This window comes from Candidatus Arthromitus sp. SFB-rat-Yit, from assembly GCF_000283555.1.
GTDB lineage: Bacteria > Bacillota > Clostridia > Clostridiales > Clostridiaceae > Dwaynesavagella.
Genome location: NC_016012.1, coordinates 1,063,845 through 1,077,939, shown reverse-complemented (window position 1 = coordinate 1,077,939; position 14,095 = coordinate 1,063,845). Strand labels below are relative to the sequence as shown.

15 protein-coding genes are annotated in these 14,095 nt (G+C 26.2%); 14 read left to right on the top strand and 1 reads right to left on the bottom strand.

Going from position 1 to position 14,095, the window contains the following annotated elements; all coding sequences use genetic code 11:
- The first annotated feature begins 6 nt into the window (after nt 1-6).
- From RATSFB_RS05025 to RATSFB_RS04995, 7 genes are all read left to right on the top strand, one after another.
- Nucleotides 7-1,311 carry an MATE family efflux transporter gene (locus tag RATSFB_RS05025; RefSeq protein WP_014094962.1) on the top strand — a complete coding sequence of 435 codons (1,305 nt, stop codon included), beginning with the start codon at nt 7-9 and terminating at the stop codon, nt 1,309-1,311.
- 83 nt (nt 1,312-1,394) lie between these two features.
- Nucleotides 1,395-2,072 (top strand): peptidoglycan recognition protein family protein, encoded by a 678-nt coding sequence (locus RATSFB_RS05020; protein ID WP_014094961.1) that lies wholly within the window; start codon nt 1,395-1,397, stop codon nt 2,070-2,072.
- A gap of 140 nt (nt 2,073-2,212) precedes the next feature.
- Complete coding sequence (locus RATSFB_RS05015; protein ID WP_014094960.1) at nt 2,213-5,080, top strand: hypothetical protein; 2,868 nt, start codon at nt 2,213-2,215, stop codon at nt 5,078-5,080.
- A 100-nt stretch (nt 5,081-5,180) separates the two neighbouring features.
- Complete coding sequence (locus tag RATSFB_RS05010) at nt 5,181-6,083, top strand: hypothetical protein (RefSeq protein WP_014094959.1); 903 nt, start codon at nt 5,181-5,183, stop codon at nt 6,081-6,083.
- 78 nt (nt 6,084-6,161) lie between these two features.
- A complete protein-coding gene (dut, locus tag RATSFB_RS05005) occupies nt 6,162-6,599 on the top strand; it encodes a dUTP diphosphatase (protein WP_014094958.1) in 438 nt (145 codons plus the stop codon).
- A gap of 166 nt (nt 6,600-6,765) precedes the next feature.
- The gene (locus RATSFB_RS05000) at nt 6,766-7,311 is read left to right on the top strand and encodes a DJ-1 family glyoxalase III (RefSeq protein ID WP_014094957.1); all 546 of its coding nucleotides are present in this window, start codon (nt 6,766-6,768) and stop codon (nt 7,309-7,311) included.
- A 3-nt stretch (nt 7,312-7,314) separates the two neighbouring features.
- Nucleotides 7,315-7,668, top strand: coding sequence for a hypothetical protein (locus RATSFB_RS04995; RefSeq protein ID WP_014094956.1), 354 nt, complete (start codon nt 7,315-7,317; stop codon nt 7,666-7,668).
- Between the two features lie 63 nt (nt 7,669-7,731).
- On the opposite strand, the gene RATSFB_RS04990 is transcribed toward RATSFB_RS04995, so the two are convergent.
- Nucleotides 7,732-8,481: a hypothetical protein gene (locus tag RATSFB_RS04990; RefSeq protein ID WP_014094955.1), complete on the bottom strand. Its 750-nt coding sequence runs from the start codon at nt 8,479-8,481 to the stop codon at nt 7,732-7,734.
- A gap of 147 nt (nt 8,482-8,628) precedes the next feature.
- On the opposite strand from RATSFB_RS04990, the gene RATSFB_RS04985 reads away from it, so the two are divergent.
- From RATSFB_RS04985 to RATSFB_RS04955, 7 genes are all read left to right on the top strand, one after another.
- Complete coding sequence (locus RATSFB_RS04985) at nt 8,629-9,096, top strand: hypothetical protein (RefSeq protein ID WP_014094954.1); 468 nt, start codon at nt 8,629-8,631, stop codon at nt 9,094-9,096.
- A 4-nt stretch (nt 9,097-9,100) separates the two neighbouring features.
- Nucleotides 9,101-9,625 (top strand): hypothetical protein, encoded by a 525-nt coding sequence (locus RATSFB_RS04980; protein ID WP_014094953.1) that lies wholly within the window; start codon nt 9,101-9,103, stop codon nt 9,623-9,625.
- Between the two features lie 3 nt (nt 9,626-9,628).
- A complete protein-coding gene (locus RATSFB_RS04975) occupies nt 9,629-10,519 on the top strand; it encodes an ABC transporter ATP-binding protein (protein ID WP_014094952.1) in 891 nt (296 codons plus the stop codon).
- Nucleotides 10,520-11,701 (top strand): ABC transporter permease, encoded by a 1,182-nt coding sequence (locus RATSFB_RS04970; RefSeq protein WP_014094951.1) that lies wholly within the window; start codon nt 10,520-10,522, stop codon nt 11,699-11,701.
- 34 nt (nt 11,702-11,735) lie between these two features.
- Nucleotides 11,736-12,377 (top strand): hypothetical protein, encoded by a 642-nt coding sequence (locus RATSFB_RS04965; protein ID WP_014094950.1) that lies wholly within the window; start codon nt 11,736-11,738, stop codon nt 12,375-12,377.
- Between the two features lie 108 nt (nt 12,378-12,485).
- Nucleotides 12,486-12,662 (top strand): hypothetical protein, encoded by a 177-nt coding sequence (locus RATSFB_RS04960; protein WP_044035569.1) that lies wholly within the window; start codon nt 12,486-12,488, stop codon nt 12,660-12,662.
- A gap of 29 nt (nt 12,663-12,691) precedes the next feature.
- Complete coding sequence (locus RATSFB_RS04955) at nt 12,692-14,044, top strand: glucose-6-phosphate isomerase (protein ID WP_014094949.1); 1,353 nt, start codon at nt 12,692-12,694, stop codon at nt 14,042-14,044.
- Nucleotides 14,045-14,095: the final 51 nt, after the last annotated feature.

Genomic DNA, 14,095 nt, shown 5'->3' with positions numbered 1-14,095 from the left:
TAGGTTATGGTAAAAATGTTTTTTAAATATTCAATTTCGTCTATGATAGCTATGCTAGTCACATCACTTTATACGATAATGGATGGAATTTTTGTAGGAAGAGGAATAGGAGATACTGGTCTTGCTGCAGTGAATATGGTTTTGCCAATTACTATAATGTATTTTGGATTGGCTACTATGATAGCAGTTGGAGGTGGATCTCTTGTTTCTAAAAGTTTTGGAGAGAATAATAAGATTAAGGCACAAAATATATTTGGACAAACTATAAGACTCATTGTTATATTGAGTCTAATGTTAAGTTTAATTGCTTTCTTTGGATGCAATAAGATAATGTATTTAATTGGGGCACGTGATGAAATTTTGTATTATTCTTCAGAGTATTTGAAATATTATTCTTTATTTTGTAGCTTTAATTTAATAGGTATTGTTATAAATAGCTTTGTGAGAAATGATGGTAATCCAAAACTTGGAATGACTGCGAATATATTTGGGGCGATTACGAACATAGTGCTCGATTATATTTTTATATTTAAATTTAGATGGGGAATACAGGGTGCAGCATTAGCAACTGGAATTGGACAAATATTAACTATAATAATTTTGATGAATCATTTTATTTTTAAGAGAGGATTATTGAAATTTAAAAGATCAACGTTTGATTTAAACATATTAAAGAGTATAGTAATGATTGGTTTTCCATCGTTTCTTGCAGAAATAACATTCTCAATGATTATATTTTTCTATAACATTGCTCTCATATTTTTTGTAGGTAGTAAGGCATTAACGGCATTTAGTGTTATAAATTATATAAATTCAAACATTTATATGGTACTTCTTGGAATGAATTTTGGAGTACAGCCTCTTATAAGTTATTCTTTTGGAGAAAAGAATGGGAAAGATATGCTTAAATTTTATGGATTTTCAAAAAAGTTTGGATTTCTGTTAACATTTATTTATGTTTTAATATGTTTAATATGGGGAAATAGTTTGATTGGAATATTTACGTCTGATTTGGAAATTATGAGTATTGCATATTTTGGACTTAATGTGTCAAATTTAGCATTCTTTATTTTGGGAATAAATTTAACTACAAGTATTTATTATCAATCAATGGAGATTCCTAAATATTCAAATGTAATTTGTATATTTAGGTCTTTTGTTTTTCTACCTATAAGTCTAATAATTTTATCAAAATTGTTTGGGTTAACTGGAATATGGATGAGTTTAATTTTTTCTGAAGGTTTATCGCTCATATTTATAAATTTTGTTGTGAGAGTAAGAAGCATTACGAAGAAATTAATTTTTGATTAATAGAGATTGATAAAAAATTAAATGAATACTAAAAATGTTTTATAAATATTATGATATACAATAATAATTTTTTAAGGTGAAACATGAAACAATATTTATTGAAAGAAAGATTAATATCTAATAATTTTTCAAATAGAGAAAATAAAAAAATTGAATATGTAGTAATTCATGATACAGGAAATTGGGATGAAGGTTCTGGATTAGATAGGCATTACAACTTTTTTGAAAATGTATCTGATAATGCAAGTTATCATTATTTAGTTGGAAATGAAGGAAATGAGTATAAAATTTATAATTTTGTAGGTGAAGAGTACAGATCTTGGCATTGTGGGGATGGCCGAGGCAAATATGGGATAACAAATGATAATAGTATTGGAATAGGGATGTGTGTTAATAAAGACTCTGATCATAAGAATAATATTTTAGGTATGGCTAGATTGGCTGCTGAGCTTCTAATTAAGCATGACTTAAAAATGGATAGGCTTGTTAGACACTATGATGCAAGTAGGAAAGTTTGTCCTGAGTTTATGAGTCCAAATAATTGGAGTCTTTGGGGTGGATTTTATGACTTGACGAGTTTTATATTCAATGTGTTACAAAGTGGGAGTGATGCTTTGGATATAGAGATACAAATTCGTTATAGATGTAGAGAATTTATAGAAACTTATTTGGATAGTTTCTATATTGATGATTTTGTTCTACGAGATGATGATGATTTTGATAAATCTTTAAGAAGTGTCGTTGAAGATATAGAAGAATAATATTAAAAATTTAAGGTAAGTTGTTAAATTGTTTTAGCAACTTGCCTTTTTGTTTTTACATATGGAAAAAATTTTAACTAATTATAATTAAATAGAATTACCATACTAAAAACAAACCATATTTTAAAGGAGTAGTTCAAATGAAGATAAAACATCGATATACAATTAAAACATTTGTTTTTTGTATGGTGGTTTTCATGATGTTAATAGGCAATAAATTAAATGCAAATTCAATTTCAAAGATAGTAAATAAACTTGAAATCAAAAGTGTTTTAGGAATTAGCATAGTGAAAGACGAAAGTCCCAAAAAGGAAGATGCTGTATACAAATTAATAAATATTCCAAATAATGTAACTATTTTAGATGTCAAACTTATAAATAAATCAATTTCATATACTTTTTCAAATGATGGAAGAATTTTGTTGGATTCATCAGGTGAACCTGTGACAAATTTAGAAGATGATACATATACGATTGTTTTGAATACAAAAGAGCTTGGTCAGGTTTATAAAATTGTAAATAAATGTGATCAAGGTTATAAATTTTTAGATATTAAGGTTACATATAACGACTTAAAGGATAGTTTGGAAATTGAAGATACGAGTAAATTATTGTGTGATTCAGAGGTAAGTATTTTTAAAAATGATTCAAAAATTGGCAATTCTAAATTAGACAATGAAGGGAAGGCAACTATACATATAAACGATATAAATGATTTAACTACATCTACATATACGGTATTATTGAAAAAAGGATCTGAAATAGTTGGAATAGATTCGTTTCATATCAACCCAGTTTATAGGGAGATAAATGTTAAAGGAAACGTGAAATTAAATATAATTTCTCAAGCATCTGACAAATTAAATATATGCATAGATAAAGATAGTGGAATTAGTGAAAATGATAAGGTTTATGTTGTTAGTGTTTATGATGAATTGAATCCAAATGAGAATATGTTATTAAATCTTGATTGTAATCAAAATCAAATTACAAATTTTCAAGGTGAGATAGTATTAAAAAATGCCTTAACTCATGGCAAAAAATATAAGGTAAGATTAAGAGTAAACGGAATTGATTTGGATCCACAAGATGATTGTGATGTGAGTGTTACGGATCTTGATATTTCAAAAATTAAAGCAACTGCTATTGAAAAAGTTGGTAAAGATTTAAGAGTAGATTTAAGCGGAATTAATAATTTGAGTAAAGATGATGTTATAGAAGTCGTATCTTTACATGACATTAAAGAGAAAGAGAAAAATTTAATCTCTCCATGCCAATTAACAAATAAAGTTAATACGATTGATATTCTTGGAAGGATTGAGTCAGGAAACTCATATGAACTCATACTTAAGATAAATGGATTTTTGATGAATGGTTTTGGTGTTGAAGTTATTCCTATAGACTTATCAAATGCAAGTGCGTTAACTGATGTTATAAGTAATAAAATTTTTATATCTTTGGATCATGCTAAGGGATTAAAAATAACAGATGTTGTTAAGGTGATTGGAGTTTTTAAAGATGGAGGTGACGGTAAGAATCTTTTAAAATCTAATTACAATACTAGGATAGAAAAGTTAAATGGAAGTATATTCATAAATCAAACATTGGATACGAGAAATAATTATTTTGTGAGATTCAAAATTAATGATATTGAGCTTGATGATGTTTTGAAAGTAAGTGTTAATAATAATATATCTTTTAAAGGAGCAATTGCTAAAAGCAAAAACACAAGTCATGAGGTAGAAGTTTGTTTTAAAAATATAGATTGTATTAGCAATTATGATTTGATAGAGATAGACAGCGTTTTTAATTTAGATGATATTAATTTTAATTTGATAGACAAGGATAAAGGAACGATATTAAATTCTAAAAAAGGAATTATAAAATTAAAAGGTGCGATAGTTGCTGAATATAAATATGGAATTAGAATTAAGATCAATGGAGTTAAATTTGATGAAATTATACCTATAGTTATTGAAGAAAATAACAATATAAAATATGTCACTGGATATTTTACAAATGAAAATATGTTAGTTTTGAATTCAAAACATTTAAATATTAGCGGTAGTATAGACATTGTTGGGATAAAAAATAAATCAACAGGTATTCAATTATTGGATACACCAATTTTAAATATTTCTAAAAATGAAAATGGAGAATTAAGCATTCCAAAACAAATAGGCTTTGAAGAAAATAATTCGTATTTAATATATTTGAATTATTATTTGGAAAATGGTGAAAGAGAATTTCTTATATTAGAATTTAATAATAATATTAAAGAAGATAAAAAATATGAAAGAGATATTTCGGATAAAATTATAAATAAGGAAGAAATAATGGACGATGAGGAAGAAATTAAAGTTATAGATATAAATTCTATTGAATTTGGAGATGGAGATATTAAATTCAAATATCATATTGATGACTCTTTTAAAGTTGATCAAGTTTTGTGTGGAATTGAAAAAGTTGAAATTAAAATTGAAAATGGATATGTTTCAATTAAAAATTTAGTTCCACTTAAAATTTATAAAGATTTTAAAATAGAAGTTAAAAATGATAAAGGTTGTACACTAAAGATAAATTTACCAGAGTTTAAGTGTCCAAAATCTGAGGATGACATTAAAAATTTTATTTCAAGCACTTATATAAATATTAAAAATGGGGTAGACAAGAATGAAAATAGTATTGAATTTCCAAGTGAAGGTGAATTTTGGTTTTGGTATAACAAATTAATGAAAAAGGAAGTTGATCTTAGAAATTTTATTTTTAGCGTAATTAAGGAAGAAAATTTTGAAAATAAATACATAGATAATTCTGAGAAAATAAAAATAATGTATAATGTAATTTATGGTAGTAGTCCAAGTGACCAAAGTCTTAATTTATGGGTAAATGATTTCAATAAAATTTTAAAAAGCGAAGAAATGAATAAATCTATAAGAACTATAATAGAAAAAATGTTTACAAATGTTAGATTTAAATCTTTAGAGAAGCAGTTAAAAGAGAAGTAAAAGAAAAATAATTAAATATAGAATAAGAATGAAGAAGATAAGCATATATCTAAATATATAAGGTATGTGCTTTTTATTTTTTTGTTTCAGGAGATGATCGATGAAGTTAACTAATATTTCTATTTTGCTCAGTGAAAGAGATTTAACACACATTTTAATTAAATTTTTAGCGAGTAGGAAGATTCACTTTAAAGAGATCAAGATTGTTGATGAAGTACAAATAAAAAATATTAGTTATAAAATATTTAGAAATTTAAATTTACATTTTAAGATACTTAAGGTTCATGATAATAAAATTCATATTAAGATAACAAAGATAAGTTTTAATGGGATATGTATCCCAAAGTCCATAATTGATATATTTATAAAACTTTTTCCAATGAATATTATAAGTGAAAACAAATTAAATAAACATACTTTTGAAATAGATTTAAATAATTTAATTAAACATTCAAATTTTAGTTTTGATTTGAAAAATGTAGTTACTAAAAATGGTTTTATTCATATTATTTCAAAAGATATAAATGTAAAGATTAATCCAAGAAATAAAAATTCAAACAAAAATGGAGGGATATTTTTGAAACTTACACAGACCATATTAAGACTTTCAGGTGATGATATAATGTCTTTTGTTAGAGATTTTGTAAAGAGTGGCAACTTTTCTATCTCTGGAATAGATGTGAGTCAAGCTATTTATTTAAAAGGGATAATAATTGGTTCATTTGAGGTTGGAGATATTTCTTTAAATATAAAGGAGTTAAGGGAAAATTTATTATATATACAAGTTAAGATGATAAACTGTGTTTTTCCAGGAGTTAATATAGAACATATTCCTATAAAAATTTTTGTTAAAGATTTGTTGAAGGCGTTTGGAAATTTAGATTTAGATTTGGATGTTAGTAGTGTTAGGTTTATTGATGATTGTATAGAAGTTAGGATTAATAATTTAAATTTAGATGTGAAGAAATTATCGACAGGTGGAAGCAGTGTATTTTTAAAATAAATTTGTAAAATTAGGGGTAGTTTTAAACGAAATTAAGGATTAATATATAATTAAAAATAACATAGGTTGGGTATAAAAATGTATGAATTAAAGGTTAAATTATTATATTCAAACTCTAAATTACCAGAATTTGCAAATGATGGTGACGCAGGAATGGATGTATTTTCTGTAGAAAATAAACTTATAAAAAGCGGAGAAAGTGAATTAATATCTATTGGACTTGTATTGGAATTGCCTAAAAATACTGAAATTCAGGTAAGACCAAAGAGTGGACTTGCATTAAACAATCAATTAACTGTATTAAATTCTCCAGGAACAATAGATGAAGGATATAGAGGGGAAGTTAAAATAGTTATTATAAATCATGGAAAACAAGATTTTATGATAAAAGAAGGAATGAAAATTGCACAATTAGTATTAAAACCTGTATATGATGTAAGAATATGTAAAGTGGATTATATAAATCATGATACTGATAGAGGTGTTAATGGATTTGGATCGAGTGGAATAAAATAAGGTTACAAGATATGTTTTAGGTTAAAGTAGGAGAAGAATATGTTTAATTTAATAATATATGGAAGTTACCCAAAACATAACTTGCAACTATATTTCTATTATAGCACACTTAAGTAAATGTTTATATATTTATTAAAATTTTATTTTGAGCGTAGGTGATTAAATAATGAAGGTTTGTATTTTTAATGCAAATGGATTTGAAGAACTAGAATCTATTGGAATTATAGATATTTTAAGAAGAGGAAATGTAGATGTTGATATAGTATCCATAACAGATTCTTTACAAGTAGTTGGAGCACATGATATAAAAATTGTGTGTGATAAATTATTTAAAGACATTGATTTTTCAGAATATGAGATGGCAATATTTCCGGGTGGGGTTAAAGGAGTTGAGGAGATAAGAAATTTCAAACCAATATTTGAATTTATTGAGTATATGCATTCAAATAATAAATATTTAGCAGCAATTTGTGCAGCTCCTGTAATTCTGGGCGATGCTGGTTTACTTGAAGATAATAAATTTACTTGTTATGAAGGATTTGAGCAATATGTAAAGAATGGTACGTATGTTAAAGAAAAGGTTGTTATAAATAATAGGGTAATAACGTCTAATTGTGCTGGATCTGTATTTGATTTTGGTTTTAAATTATTGTCGGTGTTGAAGGGTGATAATGACAGTGATGAAGTTAAGAGTAAAATGATTTTATTTTAATATGTGGAAAATTTTAAAAGATTATGTTATAATAGTAATAACATTAATATTAAAAATAGTTTAGAATTTACATATTTAGCAATTAGACTTGTATTATTATCGATATGGGGGGAAGTTTTAGTGGAGGTATTGGACACTCTTTTATGTAAAAAGTTTAAAGATGAAGATATATTTTTAGAGAAAGTTCAAGATATTTTAAATTATGATATTATTGAGTATATATATAGGGATGTATTTGATTTCTTAGGTAATATATACTATAAGATAAGAATTCGTTTAGAAAATGAGTACATGGTTGAGTTTGTTTATTACTTCTTAGAAGATAATACTATATGTATATTAGATATTGAATATTAAGCTTGTAATAAAATAATAAGCTTTAAAGTTTAAGGCAACATATGTTTATATGTTGCCTTTATTTTATAGAACAATTGTAATATAATTTTCATCGGATTTATTAGTAGAGCACTGTGTTAAGACTTTACAAGCAGATAAATCGATATTTATATAATTTAAAAATGTTTTTATCATTTCTATAGCTTCATCTTCATCTATATTTGATTCGAAGTAACATTCATTTTCTTTTAGCACTATAGGTTTGTTCATATCAGAAGCAGAATTTGAAAAATATTTTGATTTTTCACTGCAGAGTTCTATGAACGGTTGCTCATTTAACATGAACAAGAAAGAGAATAATTTTTTCATTGAATCTCTAAAAGTTTGTCCAAGAAATACGTTGTCAAATAATTTTAGTCCACTTATTTTTAAAGGGAATAAATCAAAATCTTCGATATTTATCAATTTGTAGATAAGATTTAAGTTTTTATCCGTTTCTCCATAGTTAGGATTAAAATTATAAAAATAATAACTGTCATCCTGATTTGGTTTTGTATAGACATTTCCAGATGTAGCTATTGCGTTTTCTATATCATTTAATAAGTCAGATGGGTTAGATTCTACGGGAGAATTTGTATATGATAATGTGTTTTGCTTCAGTGTTTTAATTTCATTTAATATTTCAATATAATTTGAAAGATTATTGAGTGAGTGATTTTTGAAATCATATTTTAATTGATTTGTTATAAACAACAGTTCTGTATATAGGAATTCCTCAATATCTAAATTTAAATGATTTAACTTTGCGTTAATAGTATCTGTTAAAGTATTCATTAAATCAAACCTCTTTTTAAAATATTAACACTTCATATTATTTTTATAATTGATATGTAATACTAAAATTTTAAAAATATTTTTAGCAGATTAATATTTTTTGTTTTGATGTTGATACATCATTTTTATAGTAATTAGGAGGAGAATATGTTACATAGAAAGAAGGCGAAATTAGTAAAATATATGCTTGGCACACTAGTTGCAGGGCCCATATCATTTAATATTTTAGCAGGTCAGGGTCAAGAAGTTCATGCATCTATTGGAAGGGCAGCGGGAGCGGCTACTACAGTATCTAGAGTTCAAGCTCAGAATCTTAGATATACATTGAGTAGCAGAGAGAAAGTAATTGGAGGTTTTGGTTTCGCAGTTTCTGTTATTGCTGGTGTTGGTACAATTGTTGGAATGACTTTAACTCAACTTCAGTATAATGAAGCTGAAAAAGTGAATCATACGATTCTTCAGAACACACATGATGCGTTTTATAATGAGCGTGAAAAGTACATGAAGAATTTATTTGATAGCTGGGGAGTACCTATGCCTGATAAGTATAAAAATCCAATAAGTAAACCGGAGAGTAACCAAGAAGTAAAACCGGGATTTAGTATTGGAGGATAAATAAATGGGTAATGTATGTAAATTTAAATTAAATAAGAGAAATTCTATAGCCATATTGTCTTTAGCAAATTTGTGTGTTTTAAGTGCTAGTATGGTTAATGCGAATGCAGTGGTTGGAAGAGTTAGCAGTGTAGCTTCTTCATTAGTTAGGAATCAAGTTTCTAACGTGAGAACAGTTAGTTCTACATTGCAATCAAGCGTAAGTGTTAATAGTTTGAATCAAAGACTTACTAATTTAGAACAACAAAGAACTATTGATTCACAAAAGCAAAATCATCCATTTAATAGAGCTATTACCGCTGCTAGTATTTTCTCTGGAGGTATGCTTGTAATAGGAGTTGTAGGTGGTATTTTACAAACAGCTGCTTTTAGAGAAATGTCAAATAAACATGCTAAACAGAATGAACAAACTCAAAAGCATTTGACTGAAAAGAGAGATGAATTCCAAAATGTTGAAGTTCCAGAGGCAGAGAATTACATAATTAATTATTATAAAGACAACTACGGAATTGACATTACAAAGAAGTAGATTATGAGTTTGAAAGTTATAGATTTAAATAAATCTTATTTTGATAAAAAAGTTGTAGATAAAGTTAATTTTGAGGTTGAGGCTGGAAAAGTTTATGGTATATTGGGAAGAAATGGTGCGGGTAAAACTACTACCATAAAAATAATTTTAGATATAATATCTAAAGATAGTGGTCGGGTGTTATTTAAAAATAATGATTTAGATGTTATACGAGAAAAGATAGGATATTTACCAGAGGAAAAGAGTCTTTATTATAAGAGTACGGTATGGAATAATTTATTTTATTTTTCAAGAATATCGGGGCTTGATGTTAAGGAATCAAAAAGTAAAATTAATTATTGGTTGGAGAGGTTTCAGTTAGAGGAATATGTGAAAAAGCCAATAGAAACTTTATCTAAAGGGAATCAACAAAAGGTACAAATAATTTCAACGATAATTCATGATCCAGATATCTTGATATTTGATGAACCATTTAGTGGATTAGATCCAGTTAATTCTGAAATTTTAAGAAATATAGTAACTGAACTTGTAAATAGGGGGAAATATATTATATTTTGTACTCATCAGACGCATTATATAGAAGAATTTTGTGATAGAATATCTATTTTTAAAAATGGGGCTCAAGCCATTGAAGGTAACTTGATGAACATTAAAAAATCATATGGTAGGAATAAACTGGTTCTCGAGATAGATGGTAACTTACCGAATTTAAATATATATGGAGTCAAAGGAATAACAAAAAATAGAAATGTTTATGAGATAAATATATTAAATGAAAATATTACAAGTGATATATTAAATATTTTGTATTCTAACAGGGTTAAGATTTTTAATTTTGGTTTAAAATATAAATCATTACATGAAATTTTTTTGGATACGGCTGGTGATTTATAGGTGAACAAATTTTTCATAATAGCTGCTTACAATTTTAGAGATATTATTGGTAGAAATTTTTTCAAGATATCTACCTTGGTAATATCTCTTTTAATTATAATTGTATCAATTTTGCCAGATCTAATTATAAAATTTAATTTTATATCAAAAGATAAAAGTGAATATTTGATTTATATATCTGATCCTAAAAATTATATTTTTAAAGATGATTTGGAATTGAATTTATATATAAGAAGTATTGAGAAGAGTTTGGACAATAACTATTATGTTAAATTGGTTGATAAAGGAGTTAAAGAAGATGAACTTAAAGAGAAGCTATATAATGGTGGGATTGACGGATACATAGATGTAGTTTCCAAATCAGAGATTAATATTTTCACAAAAGAGAACTATCCTGAAATTAAATTTATATTAGATAGATACATTTTAAACCAAAATTCTGATTTGAATATAAGTTATCCAAATTATAATGTTGAATCTCTTAGTCTATTTAAAAATAAAGTCATAGGGATTATAAAGAACTACACGTATCCTTTTTTATTAACAATATTTATTTACATGATTTTTATATTATATGGACAGTTTATATCTATGAATGTAAACATAGAGAGAACTTCAAAAATAATGGATATATTTATAACTAAAGTTAAATTTTCAACAATTATATTAGGAAAATTATTTGGTTATTTGTTGGCTGCTCTGATACAACTGATATACTTTATAATTATTTTATTTTTAATAACAGGAATGATGAGTAATAAGTATTTCCCATTAATTAAAGAAATTATAGTATTTGATGGATTATTTGTGTTAAAATATATATCGTATTTTGTATTGGGATTTATGATATATGGTTTATTATTTGTTTTTATAGGAAGTGTGATTGATAAGATTGAAGAGTTATCGTTAGGAATAATTCCAATTGTGTTTTTGATTTCTATTGGGTATTTTTTGTCGATGCTTAATTTACAGTTTCCTAATAATTATTTTAAAAATATATTAGTATGCATTCCATTTTTCGCTCCATTTGTGGTAATTACAGAGAGTAGTTTTATTTTATATAAAGATATATTTGCTTCATTAATAATGTTAATTACGATAGTTATATTGATATTTATAAATATTAGTATTAATAAACAGGTTATTAAGTTTAGAGGTACGAATTTAAAGAAGAATAAGTGAGTTTAGTTATACGATCATATGTAGGAGGGATTGTATGTTTTCGAAGGATAGTAATTTTTTAAAAGGGATATTGTTTTTAGTTATTGGAGCTATTTTACTAATTGGTGGAGTAAGGATGCTTAGTAGTTTCAGGGTTTTAATTTATATAGCTTCAATTTTGCTTGTTTATAATGGTATCACACTTTTGAAAGATAGGTATACAAATAGTGTGGGTAAGGTATTTATCATATTTGGTATAGGTATGATTGCTTTATTTTCTGGAATTAGTTTATATTTTATATTGGCATTAGCATTTTTAGGCTATGGAATTTATTTGCTCTGTGTGAAATCGAAAGTATTTACCAATAAAAAAGGAGTATTTAAAGATAGTAGAGATAAGGTTTATATAAAAGAAGTGTTTTCTACACTGCACATTAATGGTGTTTCACGAAATCTTTCAAACATAAACGTGGTTTCATTCGTATCGAATATTAGTTTGGATTTTTCTAATGCAGATATTATGTATAATCAAATTGTTGATTGTAATATAAAGTCTTACATGAGTGAAATTGTTTTGAATACTGATTTATCTTGGAATGTTTTATTAAATGGTAGGTATATACGAAAGATAGAGGGAGTAGATAAAACCATTAATATTAATTGTAAAAATGTTTTGAGTGTAATAGATATTATATAATTTTTAGGAAACAATAAATAAGTTGTTTTATTAACGCTTTTTATTGTTTTTTTTATATCTAAAAATTATAATTAATGTATTAGTGTATTAAGAGGATAAAGTTTAACTATGTTATTTAATAAAAATAAGAAAAAAGATGATATCAATAAGAAGATAGATATAGATAAGCAAGATTTTTGGTTACTTGTTAAGGGAGCTTATAAGGCGATTTTGCCTTTTGTATTTATTATAGTTTTAATTTATTTTTTATTTACTTTATTTTTAACTAAAGTTATCTTAAAATAAATTTATGAGAATCTCAAGGAGGTAATTAAATGTCTATGGATAAATTGAAATTCGATGATTCAAAATTAGGTAGTTATATAAATAGTGATGAATTGGATTTAATAGTACCCCAAGTTAAGCTTGCCCATGAATTGATTAAAAATAGAAGTGGAGCTGGCAATGATTTTTTGGGATGGGTAAATTTGCCAAATGATTATGATAAAGAAGAATATAACAGAATTAAGGTTACGGCACAAAAAATAAGGGATAATGCGGATGTTTTGATAGTTATAGGTATAGGAGGTTCATACTTAGGAGCGAAAGCTTGCATTGAATGTTTAAATACTACTTTCTTTAACTATTTAAGTTCTGATAAGAGAAAAGCACCTCAAATATTTTTTGCAGGTAATAGCATAAGTTCCACCTATTTAATTGATTTATTAGAACTTATTAAAGATAAAAGTGTTTATGTAAATGTTATATCTAAATCTGGTACAACTACAGAACCAGCTCTTGCATTTAGATTTTTTAAGAGTTTCTTAGAAGATAAGTATGGAAAAGATGGAGCAAAAGAGAGAATAATTGCGACAACTGATAAAGCTAGAGGAGCTTTAAAAGGTCTTGCTGATAGCGAAGGTTATGAAACTTTTGTAATACCTGATGATGTTGGAGGGAGATTTTCTGTATTAACTCCAGTTGGTCTTTTACCTATAGCTGTTTCTGGTGTTGACATTGACGCCCTTATGCAAGGAGCTAGAGATGCTGTAAAAGATTTTGAATGTGATGATTTAGAGAAAAATTATTCTTATAGATATGCTGCTACAAGAAATATTCTTTATAGAAAAGGATATACTACGGAAATTTTGGCATCATACGAACCATCTCTTACTTTCTTTTCTGAGTGGTGGAAACAATTATATGGAGAAAGTGAAGGTAAGGATAAAAAAGGAATTTATCCATCTTCTGTGAACCTATCTACTGATTTACATTCACTTGGTCAGTATATCCAAGATGGAATGAGAAATATTATGGAAACTGTTATAAATGTAGAAAATCCATTGAAAGATCTTACGATTAAAAATATGGATGGGGATATTGACGGTCTTAATTATTTAAGTGGTAAGACAGTTGATTTTGTTAATAAAAAAGCTTTTGCGGGAACATTACTTGCTCATTTGGATGGTGGAGTTCCTAATATGGTTGTTACTATACCTAAGATAGATGCTTACAATGTAGGATATATGATCTATTTCTTTGAGAAGGCTTGTGGAATAAGCGGTTATTTGTCTGCAGTAAATCCATTTAATCAGGAAGGTGTTGAGAATTATAAGAAAAATATGTTTGCACTTCTTGGTAAGAAAGGATTTGAGGATTTGAAAAGTGAACTTGAAAAAAGATTGTAATTAAAAAAGATTTTATAGCAACTTATAATTTATTTCTTTGAATTATAGGTT

What these genes read in the sequence shown, in the direction of transcription:
- RATSFB_RS05025 (WP_014094962.1), top strand. Translation starts at nt 7, where the DNA reads ATGGTAAAAATGTTTTTTAAATATTCAATTTCGTCTATGATAGCTATG.
- RATSFB_RS05020 (WP_014094961.1), top strand. Translation starts at nt 1,395, where the DNA reads ATGAAACAATATTTATTGAAAGAAAGATTAATATCTAATAATTTTTCA.
- RATSFB_RS05015 (WP_014094960.1), top strand. Translation starts at nt 2,213, where the DNA reads ATGAAGATAAAACATCGATATACAATTAAAACATTTGTTTTTTGTATG.
- RATSFB_RS05010 (WP_014094959.1), top strand. Translation starts at nt 5,181, where the DNA reads ATGAAGTTAACTAATATTTCTATTTTGCTCAGTGAAAGAGATTTAACA.
- dut (WP_014094958.1), top strand. Translation starts at nt 6,162, where the DNA reads ATGTATGAATTAAAGGTTAAATTATTATATTCAAACTCTAAATTACCA.
- RATSFB_RS05000 (WP_014094957.1), top strand. Translation starts at nt 6,766, where the DNA reads ATGAAGGTTTGTATTTTTAATGCAAATGGATTTGAAGAACTAGAATCT.
- RATSFB_RS04990 (WP_014094955.1), bottom strand. Translation starts at nt 8,481, where the DNA reads ATGAATACTTTAACAGATACTATTAACGCAAAGTTAAATCATTTAAAT.
- RATSFB_RS04985 (WP_014094954.1), top strand. Translation starts at nt 8,629, where the DNA reads ATGTTACATAGAAAGAAGGCGAAATTAGTAAAATATATGCTTGGCACA.
- RATSFB_RS04980 (WP_014094953.1), top strand. Translation starts at nt 9,101, where the DNA reads ATGGGTAATGTATGTAAATTTAAATTAAATAAGAGAAATTCTATAGCC.
- RATSFB_RS04975 (WP_014094952.1), top strand. Translation starts at nt 9,629, where the DNA reads ATGAGTTTGAAAGTTATAGATTTAAATAAATCTTATTTTGATAAAAAA.
- RATSFB_RS04965 (WP_014094950.1), top strand. Translation starts at nt 11,736, where the DNA reads ATGTTTTCGAAGGATAGTAATTTTTTAAAAGGGATATTGTTTTTAGTT.
- RATSFB_RS04960 (WP_044035569.1), top strand. Translation starts at nt 12,486, where the DNA reads ATGTTATTTAATAAAAATAAGAAAAAAGATGATATCAATAAGAAGATA.
- RATSFB_RS04955 (WP_014094949.1), top strand. Translation starts at nt 12,692, where the DNA reads ATGTCTATGGATAAATTGAAATTCGATGATTCAAAATTAGGTAGTTAT.